Source organism: Sodalis sp. RH24 (assembly GCF_047324145.1).
GTDB lineage: Bacteria > Pseudomonadota > Gammaproteobacteria > Enterobacterales > Enterobacteriaceae > Acerihabitans.
The window spans coordinates 208,602-227,235 of record NZ_CP178729.1; the positions used below are offsets into that span (position 1 = coordinate 208,602).

Genomic DNA, 18,634 nt, shown 5'->3' on the forward strand with positions numbered 1-18,634 from the left:
AAAGGGGTCCGCTAAACACGGACACCGGATAGTGAGGCGTTATTCCCCTTTGAAATGCGGCGTGCGTTTTTCTTTAAACGCGGCTTTACCTTCCCGTGCATCGTCGGTGTAAAAGCATAGGGTACGCAGGTCGCGCTCGTAGCGAACAGCCTGGTCGAGCGGCATATTGACCGCGGCGCGCATGTTCAGCTTCGCCGTCTGGGCCGCAATCGGCGGGCGTGACGCAATAGTGGAGGCCAGCGCTTTCACCGACGCCATCATCGCTTCGGCCGATTCAAACAATTCATCAACGATGCCCCATGCCAGCCCGGTGGCGGCGTCAACCGGATCGCCGGTGTAAAGCATGCGCGACGCGCGGGACGCGCCGATGGTTTTATTCAGGTACACCGCCATACCGCCGCCGCCGACCCAGCCCAACTTGATTTCCGGCGCGCCAAAAAGGGCATTACGGGTGCTGACGCGGATATCACAGCACAAAGCCAGCTCCAGGCCGCCCCCGAGGGCGTAACCGTTAATCGCGCAGATCGTGGGTTTGGTGATTTCCGCCATCGCGTCGCAGTGATCGTGTTTCATACGGTGGATCCACGGAGACGGGTAAGAATCCAGCTCTTTGATATCGCTGCCGCAGCAGAAGGCTTTAGGGCCGTTTGCCGTCAGTACCACCACGCGGACGTCAGGCGCTTCGTTACACCATGAAGCAAGTTTCGTGATGGCGACCGACATGGCGGGGGTGACGGCGTTCAGTTTTTCCGGGCGATTCAGCGCGATAATGGCGACGCTGTCCGCCAACGTAAACTGCACGTTGGGATCAATTTCAAAGTCGAACTCAGCCATCGATTTTCTCTCCATTGGTGCGGATGACCGTGCCGGTTTCCTTCAGGGCGGCGATTTGCTGCTCAGTGAAGCCCAGTTCGGCCAGGATTTCATCCGTATGCTGGCCGACAAACGGCGTCGGGCGATAGATGGAAGAGGGGGTTTTGCTGAATTTAATGGCGAAGCCCGGCGTCTTCACTTTCCCTTCGCTCGGATGGTCATATTCGACGAAGGTTTCGTTGTGAATGACCTGCGGATCTTGCACCACGTCTTCATAACCGTAGACCTCACTGCTCCACAGTCCTTCCGCATCAAAAGCGGCCCGCCATTCTTTGGTGGTGCGCTCCCGCAGTTTTTCGCGGGTCACCCGGAAAATGAAATCGCGCTGAGGCAATGTATGCCCGTCGACTTCATCTTCCATGGTGTCGAATTCAGGCACGTCGAGGATTTTGCCGAGCGTGGGCAGGTGCGGCGTCACCAGGGTGATATAGCTGTCGGCCGTTTTAAACACACCATACGGCGCGCGGATATAACAGTGCCCGTGCGGTTCTTCGCTGCGGCGCTGCGGTTTGCGGCCCTGCGTGAATACGGTCATTTCCTGCATCTGGTTGGCGATGATCGCATCCAGCATGTTGACCTGGACCAACTGGCCTTCGCCGGTACGTTCACGGTGAAGGAGCGCCGCCAGAGCCCCTTCAAATGCGGTATACGCGGTAATGGCGTCGACCACGTACTGGCCGGAAGGTTGGGGCGGGGTACCGGCCGCACCGGTACTGAGCATGGCGCCGCTGAGCGACTGCAACAGTAAATCCTGGCCCGGGCGTTTTGAATAGGGACCGGTTTCCCCGTAGCCGGACATTGAAACATACACCAAATCCGGTTTGATTTTTTTCAGGGTTTCATAGTCCACGCCCAGACGCGCCGCAACACCCGGGCGATAGTTTTGAATAAAGACATCCGCTGTTTTAACCAGCTTATACAACAGCGCCTTGCCCTCTTCATCTTTCAGGTTCACGGCCAGGCTGCGCTTGTTACGGTTCAGGGACAGAAACGACGTGTTGATGACGTTTCCAAATGCGGCGCCGGCCGACGTGTGGCGTTGCCATTCGCCGGAGGTCGGCTCGACTTTAATCACATCGGCGCCCATATCCCCCATGCGCAGCGCCGCAAACGGCCCGGCCATCGCAATTGAACAGTCAAGTACCCGATACCCTTTAAGAATTGACATAAAACGACCTCTTGCTCTCAGAAACGCCGCCATCCGGGGCGGGGATGATTGATGGAAATAATTTAGGCGAAATTTATTAGATATTATATATAATATTTAAAAAAGTGTGATGATGATCGAAATTTCTATGCGTGCTAACCGATAGAATCAGGGTCAGTGTTTGGTATCTTATTAATTAATAAAGGAATTATAATGAAAACATTCAAAGGGTTAACCTGGGATCATCCGCGCGGCCACCGGCCTCTTCAGGCGTGGGCGCGAGAAGACGGTGCGGTAAAGGTGGACTGGGCTGTCCAGAAACTGGAAGGTTTTGAGTCCCATCCCATTGATGAGCTCGCCGAGAGATATGATTTCCTGATTGTCGATAATCCCGGCATCGGTGAAGCGGCGGAGAAAGGCTGTTTACGTCCCCTGGAGGCGTTTCTAAGCGAGGCGCAGTTATCCTTCCTGCGTAACAGCAGCGTAGGTCCCTCCTTTGACAGTTACCAGTATTACGGCCGGCACTGGGCCATTCCCATTGATGCCGCCGCCCAGGTTTGCGCGCTGGCCGGGCAGGCCGCCTCGGCCCAGCCGGACACCTGGCAGGAAGTCCTGCGTTTGAGCCGGTTAAACCCGGGACGGGTGGCGCTGTCGTTGGGCGGACCTCATGCGCTTTTGACATTTTATGCCATTAGCCTGTCGCTGGGGGGCACGCTTTTTTTGGGCAATGATTTTGTCCTGGATAAGGCGGTGGCGGCCCAGGCGCTGACATTTATGCGGGAGATTTATTCCTCTCAGCAGCCCGGGCTGGTTGATCTTAACCCCATCGGGTTGCTGGATGAAATGGCTCAGGGACGTGTTGACCTGTGTCCCGCCATTTTCGGTTATGTCAATTACGCCACGCCTGACGACGGCAGGCCCGTCAGCTTCGTTGACATTCCCCACTGCGGCGAACCGGCTATGCGTGGATCCATTTTGGGCGGGACCGGGCTGGCGATTTCCGTGCATTGCGGGCTAACGCCTGGTCTTATCGACCACATCATGCGGTATGTGTCAGAACGCGTACAGTCCACGCTGGTGGTTGAAAACGGCGGACAGCCCGCCAATGTCCGGGCATGGCATGATCACCATGCCAACGAACTGACGGGCAACTTTTTCCGCAACACGTTTTCAACCGTTGCCAATGCCTATGTCCGGCCAAAGTATCACGGCTACATCCCGTTCCAAGACAGTTCATCCGCCATCGTCCGCGATGGCCTGGTTAGCGGAAAACAGGCCGGGGATATCTTCGACGCCATCCGGGAAAACCACGGGCGCTACCTGCCCTGAGGAATATGCGGATTTACCCCTACGCCCGCCCGGCGGCGTTAGGGAAACTAAAGGGCGCGTTTTATCGGGCTGTGCTGTATGAGATTTGGCGGTCAAAGCCCAGGATGATGTGGTCCGCTGATTTACTGCGATACATTTCCGCATCCCGCCGCTCTATGGCATCGATAATCTCATCATGCTCATCGCACAACAGTTGCAGGTCAGGCACGCCGCGCTCCTCGTGAAAGCGGCCCACCTGCGGTCCATAGTTCAGGGTGGCGTACATCTCGATAATTAAATCATTACGTGACGCAATGACAATGTGCTTATGAAATTCGGCATTAAGATTAATGAAATAACTGTACTGTTCATACCGGGGGCCATAATGGTGGGTACGCATGGAATCATTGAGCTGGCGAAGATAAGCGATTTCATCCGGCGTAATATTCGTAAGGACCATGTCGGCTATGGCAGGCTCAATCAGCAGGCGCGCCTGCTGCCACTGGGCAATATCCCGGGCGTCGGGTTTATCCGCCACCCGGAATCCTTTGTTATGCTCCAGTAAAATGAGTTTTTCTGCGGCGAGACGAAACAGCGCTTCCCTCACGGGTATGCCGCTGACGCCAAACCGTACGCTCAGATTTTTAACGATAAGCCGCTCACCGGATTTAAGCTGATTGGAAATGATCTCCTGCTTTAGCAGCTCATAAACTTTATGGCTGATGCTCTCGTGCTGCAGCATAGGGCCTCTACGGATTATACAAAATATATAATATCCTAACACTTATACTACTTACTGGCAATTTAACATATTGGCAACAAGCCGCCCTGATCAATATTTATCAATCCGCCTGGGCTTTTCTTATTTTGCGTCTCTGGCAGGGAATCCCTTTGCCATTAACTGGCAATATAGGCGCAGGGAAAGAACGCTTGCATGATTAACACCACAGAATGAACGCTGTAATCCTATGGAGAGGTCTATCAAATACATAGGGTAATACAGGTGTGACTGGGTTAAGTCCGCGTATAGAGTAGCAATGAGAATACATAAAAGGAGTATGGTCATGAGCAATTCGATTGATGAAGAAGCAAAAGACGCAAAGCCGATTGTTGAAGCAGAAAGAGAAGCATCAGAGAGTAAATGCCCTTTTCATGAAGGAAATTCCAATAAGGCATCCGGCGGAGGGACACATAATCGGGACTGGTGGCCTAACCAGCTCAGAGTCGACCTCCTGAATCAGCACTCAACCCGCTCTAACCCGTTGGACGAATCCTTTGATTACCGCCAGGAATTCGCCAAATTAGATTACTCCGCGCTCAAAGCCGACCTGAAAGCGCTGCTCACTGAGTCGCAACCCTGGTGGCCCGCCGACTGGGGCAGTTATATCGGTCTTTTCATCCGCTTGGCGTGGCATAGCGCCGGGACTTATCGCGCCGTCGACGGGCGCGGCGGCTCGGGACGCGGCCAGCAGCGCTTCGCACCGTTGAACTCCTGGCCAGATAATGTCAGCCTCGACAAGGCGCGCCGTTTGCTGTGGCCGGTGAAGCAAAAATACGGGCAAAAAATTTCCTGGGCCGACCTCTATGTCCTTGCGGGCAACGTCGCTCTGGAAAACTCCGGTTTCCGTACCTTTGGCTTTGGTGCCGGGCGCGAAGACGTATGGGAACCCGATCTGGACGTGAACTGGGGCGGCGAGACAACCTGGCTTGAACACCGCCATCCTGAATCGCTGGCGCAATCGCCGCTGGGCGCAACGGAAATGGGGCTGATTTACGTCAATCCCGAAGGCCCCAACCACAGTGGTGATCCCGCCTCGGCCGCCCCGGCTATCCGCGCCACCTTCGGCAATATGGGGATGAACGATGAAGAGACCGTTGCGTTAATCGCCGGCGGCCATACGCTGGGCAAAACGCATGGCGCAGGTCCCGCCAGCCATGTCGGCGTTGACCCTGAAACCGCGGCTATTGAAGCGCAAGGCCTGGGCTGGGCGAGCAGTTTTGGCTCGGGTGCCGGGGCTGATGCCATCACCTCCGGTCTGGAAGTGATCTGGTCGCAGACGCCAACGCAGTGGAGCCATAACTTCTTCGAAAATCTGTTTAAATATGAGTGGGTACAGACGCGCAGTCCGGCGGGCGCTATCCAGTTTGAAGCGGTTAATGCGCCGCAGAGTATTCCTGATGCCTTTGATGCCGAAAAAAAACGCAAACCCACCATGCTGGTCACCGATCTGACGCTTCGTTTCGATCCGGAGTTTGAAAAGATAGCGCGTCGTTTCCATGACGATCCCCAGGCCTTCAACGAAGCCTTTGCCCGGGCGTGGTTCAAGCTGACTCACAGGGATATGGGGCCCAAAGCGCGTTATATCGGGCCCGAGGTGCCAAAAGAAGACTTAATCTGGCAGGATCCGCTGCCGCTGCCGGTCTATCACCCGACCAGCGCCGATATCACACTGCTGAAAGAAAAAATTGCCGCATCCGGCCTGAGCGCCGGTGAACTGGCCTCCGTGGCGTGGGCTACGGCGTCAACCTTCCGCGGCGGCGACAAACGGGGCGGCGCAAACGGGGCGCGGCTGGCGCTGCTGCCGCAAAGAGAATGGGACGTGAACGTCATTGCCGCCCGCGTCCTGCCCACGCTGGAAGCCATTCAGCAGTCATTGCAAAAAGCTTCCCTGGCGGATGTGATCGTGCTGGCCGGCGTGGTCGGTGTAGAACGGGCGGCGAAAGCGGCCGGCGTTGAGATTGATGTGCCTTTCACGCCAGGTCGTGTGGATGCCCGCCAGGATCAGACTGATATCGCCATGTTCGAATTGCTTAAACCAAAAGCGGATGGTTTCCGTAACTATCGCGGTGTTTTCGACAGTACATCGACTGAGGATCTCCTGATCGACAAGGCACAGCAGCTTACCCTCACCGTGCCGGAATTAACGGTGCTCATCGGGGGTTTACGGGCGCTTGGAACAAACTACGATGGCAGCCAGCTTGGCGTGTTTACAAATAACCTGGGTGAACTTAATACTGACTTCTTTGTAAATCTAATGGATATGGCCATTGAATGGAGAGCCATCGACTCCTCAGGTGAACGATTCGAGGGACGCTATCGCGCCAGTGGCGAGGTCAAATACAGTGCAACGCGCGCCGACCTGGTATTTGGCTCTAATGCCGTATTACGCGCATCAGCAGAGGTTTACGCCAGCAGTGATGCCAAAGAAAAGTTTGTTAAAGACTTTGTCGCGGCCTGGACGAAGGTGATGAATCTGGATCGATTCGACTTATAAAAATTGTTGACCGGCAGCAACGATAGAGATCGCCTGGTAAAAAGCCCGTTTCAGGGAACTGACGCGGGCTTTTCTATGTCTGGTGATGCGAAAAGAGCCTGTGCCCGTAAGCGGGCCGGAAGACGGGTGAGTGCCTATCATGCGCCTGAAGAATAACCGGCTTATGCTGGCTGACAAGACCTGCGGCCTGGCGCTACGTTTATCGGCTGACCAGAAATGGCACCTTGTTTTTCCGCATTGCCGATAAACCTCACAGAAGTTCCTGTGCCTACAAGGCTTACGGCTGGCGAATCAAAGCCCGATTCGTCAGCCGGCACAAAAGGGCGCCTGACAGGGGAAAACGGCGCCGGGCTTCCCAGTCTTTGCGCCCGTTAGTTTTCCCGGGAGGAGAAACACCTGTGCGTCAGTTTCAGCCTAAACCATCCCTGACCCGCTTTTGGTTAACGCCTCGTCATTTCTACCCGGCGCACACGTCCGGGCCACATCAGTAATAATTTAGCTGAAACGATAAAGCAAATGTTGTTGTATAACGCAAATATAAAGTAATGCATCGATGTTATTTCATTATTATTGCGATATGAACCCCATTTTTATCGCATTTTTAGTTCACTTTTCTATCAGGTGAAGCTCATCACATTTCTTTAACCTGCTTGCCGGTAGATTTTCTTAGGCAAAACAATAATCGATTCAGCAAAAGGGAAGAGAAATGAAAACTAAACTGGCTTTAACGGTACTTGCAGTCATGATTTCGGGTCATGCCGCGGCTAAAACCTGGGTGCTGACAAGTGCTGAAGTGGGCGCTGAAAAGGGAAACTGGAAGATTTCAAGCACAGAGCTGAAGGTAAAGGATAAGACGTTCAGCATTGAACAGAAAGTGCTGCATGGCGGTAAACAAGAAGGCAGCAAAGTGATTGTCATCAGCAGCAAAGATGGCCTCACCATTACCCTGAGTCCAACCCGCGGGATGAACCTGCTGCGGGTTGAAGGCTTCGGTTCGAAAATGGGCTGGGATTCCCCCGTCAAAGAGGTGGTCAACCCGGCGTTTATCAATCTGGAAAGCCGCAATGGGGTGGGCTGGCTGGAAGGTTTTAATGAAATGATAGTCCGCTGTGGCTATGAATGGACCGGTCATCCGGTTACCGCAGACGGTCAAATCTACACGCTGCATGGTAAAGCGGGCAACACCCCGGCCTCACAGGTGGAAGTGGAGGTGGCGGATACGGCGCCCTATGAAATTCATATTCGTGGCCTGATCAAGGAAAGCACCTTCAAGAAAGCCGATTTGCAGACCATGACCGAACTGCGCTATGTGCCCGGTAGCAACAGTTTCAGCCTGCATGACGTCTTAACCAACCATGCGGATTATCCCCACGATTACCAGATTATCTATCACAGCAATTTCGGCGCGCCGATTCTGGAAAACGGCGCGCGCTTCCTGGCGCCGATGGCCAGTATCAGTCCGTTTAACGATTATGCCAAAGACGGACTGAAGACATGGCAAACCTTTGCCGGTCCGACCAAAGGGTTTGATGAAATGGTTTTTAACATCAGGCCGCTATCCGACCAGAACCACCAATCACTGGCGGCAGTCGTGAACAAAGAGGGAGATCAGGGCGCATCCATCCAGTTCGATACCCGTCAGTTACCCGTGCTGACGTTATGGAAGAATACCGATACGGTAAAACAGGGGTATGTAACGGGTATCGAACCAGGCACCAGCTATGCTTACCCGGTCACCATCGAGCGTGAGCAAAAACGCGTTAAGCAACTGCAGCCGGGAGCCAGCACCCAGTTTGATCTGACCTATACATTACTGCACGGCAAAGAGCAGGTCGCAGACGTTGAGAAGAAGATTGCGGCTATTCAGGGCGAGACCAAAATCGATGAAAACGCCGTGCCGATAGCGAAGGAGTAAATCGCCAGGCTAATGCTCCCGGAAGTCCAAATCCGGGAGCACAATGACAGGGATTGCGGTATCAGCGTTTGCGGAGCAGGCATATCAGGGGGCCGGGCATGATTTTTTCGTGCCATGCCAGCATGCTAAGTCGGTTAAACGAAGATGAGGCTTTTCCTGCCAGCGCCACGATGCGTCCCGCACGCTGGGCCATTCCCCGCGGCGCCGTGTCACCACGCGACAACTTCATCAGCCCAAGGCGGATTCGCCCCCGCGCGCGACACGGTAATCGCGGCCGCGCCAACCCCGAGCGCCAGCGCGGCGCGCATCTGCTCCTCGTTCAGTCCGGCAATGGCCGCCTTGGTCAGCAACCCCTGGGCGTGCAGGCTGGCCAGTATCCCGGCATTTACCGTATCTCCGGCTCCCACCGTATCCACCACGGGTACCTTGACCCCCGGAATATGCACCCTGGCGGCGGCCGAATAGGCGTCGGCGCCGGCAGCGCCGCGGGTGATGACCATCAGGCTTGGACCGCGCGCCAGCCAGCGGCCGGCAATCTCCTCGTCGCTGCCGCTTTCCCCGAACCAGGCTAAATCCTCGTCGGAGAGTTTGACGATATCCGCCAGGGCCATCATGCGTTGCAGGCGGGCAAGATAGGTCTCCCGGTCGGCGATGAAGTTGGCGCGGATATTCGGGTCGAGGAACATCACCCGTTGCGGCGCGTCACGCGCCATCAGGGCTTCATAGACGCTGCCGCAAGGCTCGGCGATCAGGCTAATGCCACCGAACAGCAGGGCGGTCGCCTCTTGCGTGGCCGGCAGATCGCTTTCCGTCAGCATGCGGCCCGCGGTATTCTCGTCATAGAAGGTATAGCGCGCCTGGCCCTCAACCAATTGCGCAAACGCCAGCGTGGTCGGGAGCGCGGAGCAGGCCGCATGCGTGCCATCGACATTGGCGCGCGACAGGGCGTCGCGCAGTATCCCGCCCATAAAATCGGATGACAGACCGGAGAACAACCCCGTCGGCACCCCGAGCCGCCCAAGGGCTATCGCGGTATTGAACGCCGCGCCGCCGGGGCAGGGAAGAAAGGCGGCTTCCCCGCCCGCGGTAACGCGGGGCAACATATCTATCAGCGCTTCGCCGCAACATAAAATCATCAGCGTTCTCCTTCACCCACCGTGACCACCGGCGGTGTTTCAAGCTGGTCGGCAACTTGCATCCAGCATGCGGCGAAATGACCGTAAGCGGTTTTGATCGCCACCCCGGTCGGCAGTTCCGGGCATTCATTCTCGCCGTTGCTGCCCCAGTTCACCCAGCCGGACTGGCGGCGCTGCACAATTTGAAAGGCGCCGGAGGGGCGTGAAGTCCACCAGACCATGGCGCGGCACGCGTCCTGGTGGTATTCCACCGTTTTGCTGGCCGGTCCCGGGAAAATCGTTTCATGCGCCATGGCGGAGACATCCACCGCCTGGTCCGTCAAGACCCAGGGGCGGTCATTCAGATCGGCGCTGACGTGCGCGCGGGCTCTTACCCGGGCCAGCCTGTCCCGCAGTTCGTCTTCGTCGAGCACGTTTTCCCAGGCGCAGAACAGGCGCCAGTAGAGATCCCAGTGGGCCGACGCCATATCCGCCAGCCGGGCGCGGAACTCTTCAAATTTCGGGCTGTGATTCGCTGAGTTGGCCACCGTATCGGCCACCATCGCCACCAGTTCCCCGGCGTAGGGATCGCCGGCGCGATAGCGCGTTCCACCGTAGGCGGCGAAGCGATCAAATACCAGCTGTCCCGGGCCGCCTTCAAACTCATCGCCGACAGTGATTTTATCGGTTACCGAGCGGCCGTTGATCTCGGTCTGGAAGCTATCGACCCGGTAGCGGCGCTGAAAGAAGGGTGTTTTATAAAAAAATTGCCAGTCGATGCTAAAGCGCTTGCCGCGTAATTCCGGCAGCAGACCGTCGGGGATCACCCCATGCATGCGGTAATGATGCAGTACCGGTCCGCATTCCACGGTTTCAATGGCCACCGTGGTATGTTCGGGGGGGTTGATCAGCCCGTTTTCCGGAGTGAAAAAGGGGCCATAAAACCCGCCGATGGCGTTATTCCCGGACGGCAGCAACTCAAAACCATCCCCGGCGGCGCGGAAATGGCGGATGCCCCACTTCGATGAACCCGCCCCCTGGGCGGTGCCGCGGCACAGTTCAAGATCGAAGGCGCCGGTATCGAGGCGCGCGAAACAGTCAATTTCTTTGCCGGGCAGCGGCTGAATACCGCCGAACCGCGCGGCTTCCACCGCCGTACAGGGCCGCTCGAGGGTGAAACGAAGCCGGCCGGTAAAGCTGACGGTAGCGATAAAGCGGGTGCGGCCATGGCCTGAACCGGCGGCGAGCCGCTGGCAGAGCACCGGCTCGCCACTGTCGGTGGCGGCCAGCCACAGGTCGCCGGCAACATCCCGTTCGATGGCGAATATCACGGGTTCATGCACCCGCTGCCCGGAAAGCGGATCCGTGACGGTAATGGTATCTGACATGCAGGGTCTCCATAACAAGAGGCATAGAGTCCGCTGCCGCGACAGCGGACTGAGTAAGGGAACATCCAGGCGGCGTTATGACGGCGGGGTTTTTTGCCGGCGCCAGAAGGTGAACAGCTCCGGGCGCTGTTTAAGCCCGTCGATGGCCACCGCCAGGATAATAACGATTCCTTTGATCAGTAGCTGGGTGAAGAAGGGGACGCTGAGGAGGATAAGCCCGGTGCTCAGCACGCCAAGAATAATGGAGCCGATCAGCGTGCCGATAATTCGTCCGCGTCCGCCCGACAGGCTAGTGCCCCCCAGCACCACCGCGGCGATGGCGTCCAGTTCATAACCGGTGCCCGCCGTGGGCTGGGCCGAGATAACCCGCGCCGCAAAGATAATACCCGCCAGGCCCGAGCAGATGCCGGCAATAACATACACGGAGGTGGTAATGCGATTGACTCGCACCCCGGCCAGGCGCGCCGCCTGGGCATTGCCGCCCACCGCGTACAGGTGGCGCCCGTAGCGGGTGCGCTCCAGGATAAACCACGCCAGCACATACACCACGGCCATGATGATCACCGGGATCGGGATGCCGGCCAGGTAGCCGTTGCCAAGTTCGCGAAAGCTCAGGCTGCTTGACACAATGGGCTGGCCTTCGGTGATGGTGTAGGCCAGTCCGCGTAAAAATGTCATGGTGCCCAGGGTAACAATAAACGGCGCCAGCGACAGGTAGGCCGTCAGCGTGCCGTTGATAAGCCCGCAGGCGGCTCCGGCGAGGGTGCCGGCGAGAATCGCCACCGGCGCCGGCCAGCCGGCCATGGCCGCCACCACGGACACTACGCCTGAGACGGCGACAATAGAGCCGACGGACAAATCAATCCCGCCGGTCAGGATCACAAAAGTCAGTCCCGCCGCCAGGATCGCGTTCACGGATATGGAGCGGGCGATATTCAGCAGATTGTCCACCCGATTGAAATTCGGGGCGAACAGCGACATCAGTAGCACCAGCGCCAGCAACACCATCAGAATTCCCACCCGATCCCACCAGCGGGCAAAATCAAACGGCGCCCGGGCGGCCGGCGTTGCGGAAACAGGATTCTCTTTGTTCATATTACCCACCTTCACTTTCTTCCGGCTGACCGGCAAACGTCCCCGTGGCGTGAAGCATCACGATCTCTTCCGTCGCCGTTGCCGAGGACATTTCATGGACGATGCGTCCGTTACGCATCACGAGAAGCCGATCGCTGATACCGATGGCTTCGGGTAAATCGGATGAAATCACCAGCACCGCTTTTCCGGCCCGGGCCAGCTGATCGATAAGCTCATAAATTTCCCGCTTGGCCCCGATGTCGACCCCGCGGGTGGGCTCGTCAAGGATCAGCAGCCGGGAATCGCGCAGCAGCCAGCGCGCCAGCGCCGCCTTTTGCTGGTTGCCGCCGGATAAGTCCTTTACCGGCAGGTCGAGTGCGTTGAGCCGCAGCCGCAGCCGGGCCATCTGTTGGGTAACGGCGGCGCGCACGGCGCCCTGCCTGATCACGCCGGCGGTGACGTAGCGGTCAAGCGAGCTGAGCGCGATATTGCGCTCAACGGAATGGTCCAGAAACAGCCCCTGCGCCTTGCGATCCTCGGATACCATGCCGATCCCATCGGCAATCGCGGCGGTTGGATCGGCGGGGGCGCTTTCCTGTCCCGCCAGACGCACCGTACCCGCCGTGCGCGGGTCGGCGCCGAACAGCAGGCGGCCGATTTCGGTCCGCCCCGAGCCGATAAGCCCGGCCATGCACACCACCTCACCGGCCCGTACCTGAAAAGTCACCGGACCGACCTTATCCCCCGCCAGGCCGGTCACACCCAGTAGTACCTCCCCGGGCACGCGGGCGTCATGTTGATAAAGATCAATGATTTGCCGCCCCACCATCATGCGCACCACCTCGGCGGGAGAGATATCGCGCATGTCCCGGGTGCCCACCCAGCCGCCGTCGCGAAACACCGTGACGCGATGCGCCAACTGCCAGACTTCCTCCATACGATGCGAGATGTAAATCATGCCCACGCCCGCGCGGCTCATTTGGTTAATGATACCGTAGAGCGCCTGCGCTTCAGTGCGGGACAGGGCGGCCGTCGGCTCGTCAAGCACCAGGACGCGCGCATCCTCGCTGACGGCGCGGGCAATCTCCACCATCTGCTGCCGGCCGATGCTCAGCGCACCGAGCGGCTGGCGGGGATCAATATCCGCCTGGATGCGCTCCAGTTTTTGCCGTGCCTCCCGGTACATCCGTTCCCGATCCAGCCACCCCAGGCGGGTCAGTGGCTCCTGGCCCAGCGCCAGGTTTTCGGCCACCGTCATATCCGGCACCGTGTTAAGCTCCTGGTGGATGATGGCGATGCCGTTGCTGCGCGCATCGCGCGGCGATCGGATAGCGATAGCATTACCGTCGATCAGGATGCGACCGCTATCGCGCGCCACATTGCCGGCCAGGATCTTCATCAGCGTCGACTTGCCCGCGCCGTTCTCGCCCATCAGGGCGTGGACTTCCCCGGCCCGCAATTCGAAGCGGACATCATTTAGCGCCAGCGTGGCGCCATAGCGTTTCGAGATCCCCTCAAGCTGTAAAAGGGGGTGTGCCGTTCTGTCAGCCATCGTCCTCACCCTGCGGAATAGGCCGCGTCGCCCATCCCGCCCGTGTTGATGTTTCGCCGCTTACCAGCCCGGGTAGCCGGCCACGTTGTCGCGCGTGACCAGCACGCTGGGAATAAGAACGGTGCGCGCGGCAACCGGTTTGCCAGCCGCGATATCCTGGGCAATCTTAATGGCCTGGTGCACCATTTCCCCCGGATTCTGCGTGGCGGTGCCGATAAAGGGCGAGCCTGATCGCTTGAGCTCGTCCACTGCCTCCGGGCTGCCGTCGACGCCTGTGACCTTAATACCTCCCGCCTTGCCCGCCTGTTCCACCGCCAGCACGGCGCCCAGGGCTGAGGGGTCGTTCATGCCGAAAATACCGGTGACGTCGGGGTGGGCGGTCAGCATATCGGTGGTCACCGCCAGGCCGGAGGCCCGATCGTTGCGGGAAGACTGTTGCCCGACAATCTTGATGCCGGGGTATTTTTGGGCGACGTTTTTACAGCCCTTAATGCGATCTATAATGGTCTGGATAGGCGTACCGTCCACCAGTAGTACTTCCCCCTTGCCGCCCATTTGGGTAAATAAGTAGTCACAGGACTTTTCCCCGGCCTGCACGGCGTTGGTCATAACGGCGGCGTCCGCCCCTTTGGCCGGGGTATCCACTGCAATCACAATGATGCCGGCGGCTTTGGCCCGTTCGATAGCCGGCTCGATACCGGATTCATCCACAGCGGAAATCACGATCAGATCCACCCCCTGCTGAATAAAAGCGTCGATCTGGGTATTCTGGTTGGACAGATCCAGCTGGGCGTCCTGGACGTTCAGCGTCGCGCCGATCTCGCCGGCCATTTTTTTGCCGCCTTTGGTCATGGCGGAAAAAAATGGATTCGACATGTCCTGGACCATTAACCCGATGCGGGCGATCTTTTTCGGCGCGGCCTGCGCCTGGACCGCGGGCGCCAGGCTGAGCGTGGCGGCGACCACGGCGGCGACGGCCACGGACAGACATGTTTTATGGATTATTTTCATTCGATTCCCCTTCACTTCACGTATTGTTGGATAGCACAGGTGTAGGTACAGCGCGCCGGGACATCCTGCAAAGGCGTTGCCCGGTTACGACTCTTCTTTCTTTTTGGACGCGGCGGGAAAACCGCAGCCGCAGGACTGGCGGACGATAAGCTCCGCCGGTACCTGCTGTTGATACTCGCGCCGGAATACGGGCAAGGGCGTCGCGTTTTGCGGCCCGGTTTGCTCACCGATCAGCGCCACCAGCATTTCGGCCGCGCGCCGGCCGATCTCTTCGCTGTGTTCGTTCAGGGTGGTAAGCGGTGGGTTAAGCAGCGGCGCCCAGTCGAATTCGTCATAGCCGACCAGCGCCATGTCGGCGGGAATGGCGATCCGGCGGTCCTGCAGGAGTTTTAACGCCCCCAGCAGCAAGGGGTTGTTGCCGGCAATCAGCACGTCCGGCAGCCGCGCGGTTTGTTCCAGGTACTGTCCGAGCATGGCATATGCCGAGTGCGTGTCGTTATCGGTTTCCAGCACCACCAGCCGGGCGTCATGGCGGCGGGCCGCTTCGCGTATGCCGCGTTCGCGCTCAAAGCGCGTGGTCCATTTTTCCGGATAGATCAGGAACAGCCATTCGCGATAGCCGTGCCCGGCCAGATGGTCTCCCACCAGCAGGCTGGCGTTATAGTTATCGGTGGTGACGCTGGGATGGCTGTTTTCACCCAGGGGGGCCGAGTCAACAAAAACAATGGGGATCCCCCATGTTTCCAGCAGCCTGATGTTGTCGGGGCTCAGCGTCAGCGTGGCAATCACGCCGGCCATGCGCGACTCGATAAGCCGCTTGATCATCCGGTCTTCAAGGCAGGGATCGTACACGCCGTCCACCGCGACATCGCCCACCACCACCGTCCAGTTCGAGGGCCGCAGCGTTTGCTGGATGCCGGACATCAGGTTGAGGTAATAAGAGTTTGACGCGTGGGCGGTGATCACCGCCACCGAATCCCGGCTGGACCGGCGCAATTCCTGCGCCGCCCGATTGGGAACATAACCCAGTTCCCGCGCCGTCCGCAGGATCATGTTGCGGCTCTCCTCCGACACGCCTTCACCGCCGTTAAGCGCCTTGGATACCGTAAACATGGATAAACCCGTGGCTTGGCTGATGTCCCGCATAGTGACTTTTCGCATGGGCATTTTCTGGTCTCAATGGCCGTTTTCACACCGACCTAAACGTTTATGTTGTTAAGCTAAACGTTTAGTTAGCCGTTTTCAGTGAGCAAAATCTCGTTTTCGGCGCTTTTTTACCCAGGGTAACGCGATGTGACGGCCACGACTGCCTGAGGATACTGTGGTCCAGGCGCGTATCCGCGCCGCGAGCGGTGAGCTACCCACCGCAACGCTAAGGAAATGGTGTTATTTGAAAAAGTTAAAAATGAAATTAACCAAAAGCGGCGCTATTTAAGTGCAGGTGCGCACATATTAAGTGCAGGCGGTCGTGGAGGTGATTTTTATAATAAAATTCTTTTATAGTAAAAAGAAATCAGTAATAAAAAGATTTTATTCATCGTAACATTGGTTGCATGGAAAATTTAATTTATTAATTTAAATCAATGATAATTCATAGGGTTAAGTAAGCGTTTTTGTTTAATTTTATAAAATAAAAAAGCTGGCATAGTGATTGCAATATTTAACCGTGCTCGAAGCGCATGGTAAATTAAATTATATGCTGTTTTTTATTACTCATTAAATATAAAGGTTGAGGCATTATGAATTTTTCGGGTAAGAAACACACAGGCGCTTTACTAGTATTAATGTGTTCGCTGTTGAGCGCCTCTGTCTGGGCGCAAGATAATAATATCCTGAGATTCGGCACGGCATTAGGCTACGCGCCCTTTGAGTATCGCGGCAGCGACGGTCAGATGACCGGTTTCGAAATAGAGCTGGGCAATGCCATCTGCGCCAAATTGCAAAAAAAGTGCCAGTGGGTGGAAACGGAAATATCTACCATGATCCCGGCCTTAAAATCGCGAAAATTTGACGCAATTCTCGCTTCTATCGGCGTTACCGAAGCGCGTAAAAAGCAGCTTTTATTCACCGATAAAGTCCATGTCGGGCATTCGCGTCTTATTGCCAGGGACGATGCCGGATTCAGTTCGGATACCGCGAGTCTGGCCGGTAAAAGCGTCGGTGTCGAGCAGGGCACCAACGTAGAATCTTTTGCTAAAAAAGTGTGGGCGCCGGCGGGAGTAAAAGTGATCTCTTATAGCAATCAGGATCTGGCCTATAGCGACCTTCGTTCCGGCCGGCTGGATGCCGTGCTTACCGGTGAAGTGCAGGGGGAACTGGGCTTCTTGTCCACGGATAAGGGAAAAGGCTATCGCTTTGCCGGCAACGCCATCGAGGATCCGCTGCTGGGCACCGGTGAATCGGCTATCGCCGTCGACAAAAATAACCAACAGCTGGCCGACAATATTAACCAGGCGTTAAAGGAACTGCATGCCGACGGCACCTATCAGAAAATAGCCCGCAAATACTTTCCGCCCAGCATCGATATTTACGGCCAATAACATTACCGGCGAAACGAGGTATTTATGATCCCACAGGGCTATAGCGATATGTTGCTCGCCGGTATCGGCATGACCGTCCGTCTATCCCTGGCTTCACTGGCGGTGGCAATGCTGCTCGGACTGGCGGGCGCGGTAGCCAAGTTATCCGGTAGCCTGGTCTTGCGCGGTATTGCCACTCTCTACACCACGGTCATTCGTAGTATCCCTGATTTGGCCATTATGCTGCTGGTATTTTACAGCCTGCAAATGGGGCTTAATAACGCCACCGACGCCTTAGGCTGGCAACAGATCGATATTAATCCCTTCGGCGCCGGCGTGATTACCCTGGGTTTTATCTATGGCGCCTATTTCACCGAGACCTTTCGCGGTTCCATTATGGCGGTGCCTGCCGGCCAAATGGAGGCGGCCAAGGCATTCGGCATGGGTGGCTGGCAGAGTTTTCGTTTGATTATGTTTCCTCAGATGATGCGTTTTGCCCTGCCCGGGTTAAGCAATAACTGGCTTATTCTGGTCAAGGCCACCGCATTGGTATCGATAATCGGCCTGTCGGATATTACCAAAGCGGCCCAGGAGGTCGGTAAAGGATCCGGGCAACTCTTTTTCTATCTGGTGATTGCCGCGTTGTTCTATTTACTGGTCACCAGCATATCCGGCGTGGTGATTGCGCTCTTGAGTAAACGTTATGAGCTTGGCGTGAGGGAGGCGGGATTATGATTGAAATTCTGCAAACTTATTGGAAAGCCTATATCTGGCATGATGGCTACCAATATTCCGGTTTGGTAATAACCCTCTGGTTATTGGTTGCCTCGCTGCTGATGGGGTTTTCATTTTCGCTACCATTATCTATTATGCGTGCCTCAAAAATAAAATTTTTCTCAGTGCCGGTATGGTGTTTTACCTATGTTTTTCGTGGCACGCCGCTGTATATTCAACTGTTGATTATTTACACCGGCGTCTACAGTTTGCAATGGGTGCACGATCAGCCGCTGTTAAATGGCTTTTTCCGCAATGGTTTTTATTGCGCCATACTGGCGCTGGGCTTAAATACCACGGCATTTACCACAGAAGTATTTGCCGGCGCCATCCGCTCTATCTCCCCAGGTGAGATTGAAGCGGCGCGGGCATTCGGCATGAGCCGGCATATGCTGTACCGAACCATTATTCTACCCTCCGCGCTGCGGCGCGCTTTACCTTACTACAGTAATGAAGTCATCCTGATGTTACACGCGACGGCCATAGCCTTTACGGCCACGGTGCCTGATGTGCTGAAAGTGGCGGGGGATGTCAATGCCGAGACGTATATGTCCTTTCAGGCTTATGGCATTGCGGCACTGATTTATTTAATGGCTTCATGCGCCCTGATTACATTATTCCGCCTGGGTGAGCGTCGCTGGCTGGCATTTATGCGCCCGATGAATACATAAAACATTTTTATT

At 56.6% G+C, this 18,634-nt stretch carries 15 protein-coding genes; 6 read left to right on the plus strand and 9 right to left on the minus strand.

Annotation, left to right across the window (positions count from 1 at the left end):
- Window positions 1-39: 39 nt before the first annotated feature.
- Window positions 40-834, minus strand: a complete 795-nt coding sequence (locus tag ACL2XG_RS00905) for an enoyl-CoA hydratase/isomerase family protein (protein WP_410014566.1) — start codon at window positions 832-834, stop codon at window positions 40-42.
- Window positions 827-2,041, minus strand: coding sequence for a CaiB/BaiF CoA transferase family protein (locus ACL2XG_RS00910; RefSeq protein ID WP_410014567.1), 1,215 nt, complete (start codon window positions 2,039-2,041; stop codon window positions 827-829). The genes ACL2XG_RS00905 and ACL2XG_RS00910 overlap by 8 nt, the downstream gene beginning before the upstream one ends.
- A 192-nt stretch (window positions 2,042-2,233) precedes the next feature.
- Between ACL2XG_RS00910 and ACL2XG_RS00915 the strand changes: the two genes are divergently transcribed.
- Window positions 2,234-3,349 (plus strand): hypothetical protein, encoded by a 1,116-nt coding sequence (locus ACL2XG_RS00915; protein ID WP_410014568.1) that lies wholly within the window; start codon window positions 2,234-2,236, stop codon window positions 3,347-3,349.
- 61 nt (window positions 3,350-3,410) lie between these two features.
- Here the strand turns inward: ACL2XG_RS00915 and ACL2XG_RS00920 are convergent, their stop codons facing one another.
- A complete protein-coding gene (locus ACL2XG_RS00920) occupies window positions 3,411-4,070 on the minus strand; it encodes a GntR family transcriptional regulator (protein WP_410014569.1) in 660 nt (219 codons plus the stop codon).
- A 322-nt stretch (window positions 4,071-4,392) separates the two neighbouring features.
- Between ACL2XG_RS00920 and katG the strand changes: the two genes are divergently transcribed.
- Together katG and ACL2XG_RS00930 are read left to right on the plus strand one after the other, a co-directional pair.
- Entirely contained in the window at window positions 4,393-6,603 is a 2,211-nt protein-coding gene (gene katG / locus ACL2XG_RS00925; protein ID WP_413723130.1) for a catalase/peroxidase HPI, read from the plus strand.
- A 706-nt stretch (window positions 6,604-7,309) separates the two neighbouring features.
- Window positions 7,310-8,518 carry an aldose 1-epimerase family protein gene (locus tag ACL2XG_RS00930; protein WP_410014571.1) on the plus strand — a complete coding sequence of 403 codons (1,209 nt, stop codon included), beginning with the start codon at window positions 7,310-7,312 and terminating at the stop codon, window positions 8,516-8,518.
- 209 nt (window positions 8,519-8,727) lie between these two features.
- Here ACL2XG_RS00930 and ACL2XG_RS00935 read toward each other — a convergent pair whose 3' ends face one another.
- From ACL2XG_RS00935 to ACL2XG_RS00960, 6 genes are all read right to left on the minus strand, one after another.
- The gene (locus tag ACL2XG_RS00935) at window positions 8,728-9,654 is read right to left on the minus strand and encodes a carbohydrate kinase family protein (RefSeq protein WP_410014572.1); all 927 of its coding nucleotides are present in this window, start codon (window positions 9,652-9,654) and stop codon (window positions 8,728-8,730) included.
- Window positions 9,654-11,021: a hypothetical protein gene (locus tag ACL2XG_RS00940; protein ID WP_413723129.1), complete on the minus strand. Its 1,368-nt coding sequence runs from the start codon at window positions 11,019-11,021 to the stop codon at window positions 9,654-9,656. Before ACL2XG_RS00940 ends, ACL2XG_RS00935 begins: the two co-directional genes overlap by 1 nt.
- A gap of 75 nt (window positions 11,022-11,096) precedes the next feature.
- Window positions 11,097-12,116, minus strand: a complete 1,020-nt coding sequence (locus ACL2XG_RS00945; RefSeq protein WP_410014574.1) for an ABC transporter permease subunit — start codon at window positions 12,114-12,116, stop codon at window positions 11,097-11,099.
- A 1-nt stretch (window position 12,117) separates the two neighbouring features.
- Window positions 12,118-13,647 carry a sugar ABC transporter ATP-binding protein gene (locus ACL2XG_RS00950; protein ID WP_413723128.1) on the minus strand — a complete coding sequence of 510 codons (1,530 nt, stop codon included), beginning with the start codon at window positions 13,645-13,647 and terminating at the stop codon, window positions 12,118-12,120.
- A 60-nt stretch (window positions 13,648-13,707) separates the two neighbouring features.
- Window positions 13,708-14,658, minus strand: coding sequence for an ABC transporter substrate-binding protein (locus ACL2XG_RS00955; RefSeq protein WP_410014576.1), 951 nt, complete (start codon window positions 14,656-14,658; stop codon window positions 13,708-13,710).
- 84 nt (window positions 14,659-14,742) lie between these two features.
- Complete coding sequence (locus ACL2XG_RS00960; RefSeq protein WP_410014577.1) at window positions 14,743-15,819, minus strand: LacI family DNA-binding transcriptional regulator; 1,077 nt, start codon at window positions 15,817-15,819, stop codon at window positions 14,743-14,745.
- Window positions 15,820-16,454: 635 nt separating this feature from the next.
- Here ACL2XG_RS00960 and ACL2XG_RS00965 point away from each other — a divergent pair.
- Genes ACL2XG_RS00965 through ACL2XG_RS00975 form a run of 3 tightly spaced genes read left to right on the plus strand, consistent with a single transcriptional unit; the run spans window position 16,455 to window position 18,622 of the window.
- The gene (locus ACL2XG_RS00965; protein ID WP_413723127.1) at window positions 16,455-17,198 is read left to right on the plus strand and encodes a transporter substrate-binding domain-containing protein; all 744 of its coding nucleotides are present in this window, start codon (window positions 16,455-16,457) and stop codon (window positions 17,196-17,198) included.
- Window positions 17,199-17,225: 27 nt separating this feature from the next.
- The gene (locus tag ACL2XG_RS00970; protein WP_410016789.1) at window positions 17,226-17,912 is read left to right on the plus strand and encodes an ABC transporter permease; all 687 of its coding nucleotides are present in this window, start codon (window positions 17,226-17,228) and stop codon (window positions 17,910-17,912) included.
- Entirely contained in the window at window positions 17,909-18,622 is a 714-nt protein-coding gene (locus ACL2XG_RS00975; protein ID WP_410014579.1) for an ABC transporter permease, read from the plus strand. Before ACL2XG_RS00970 ends, ACL2XG_RS00975 begins: the two co-directional genes overlap by 4 nt.
- Window positions 18,623-18,634: the final 12 nt, after the last annotated feature.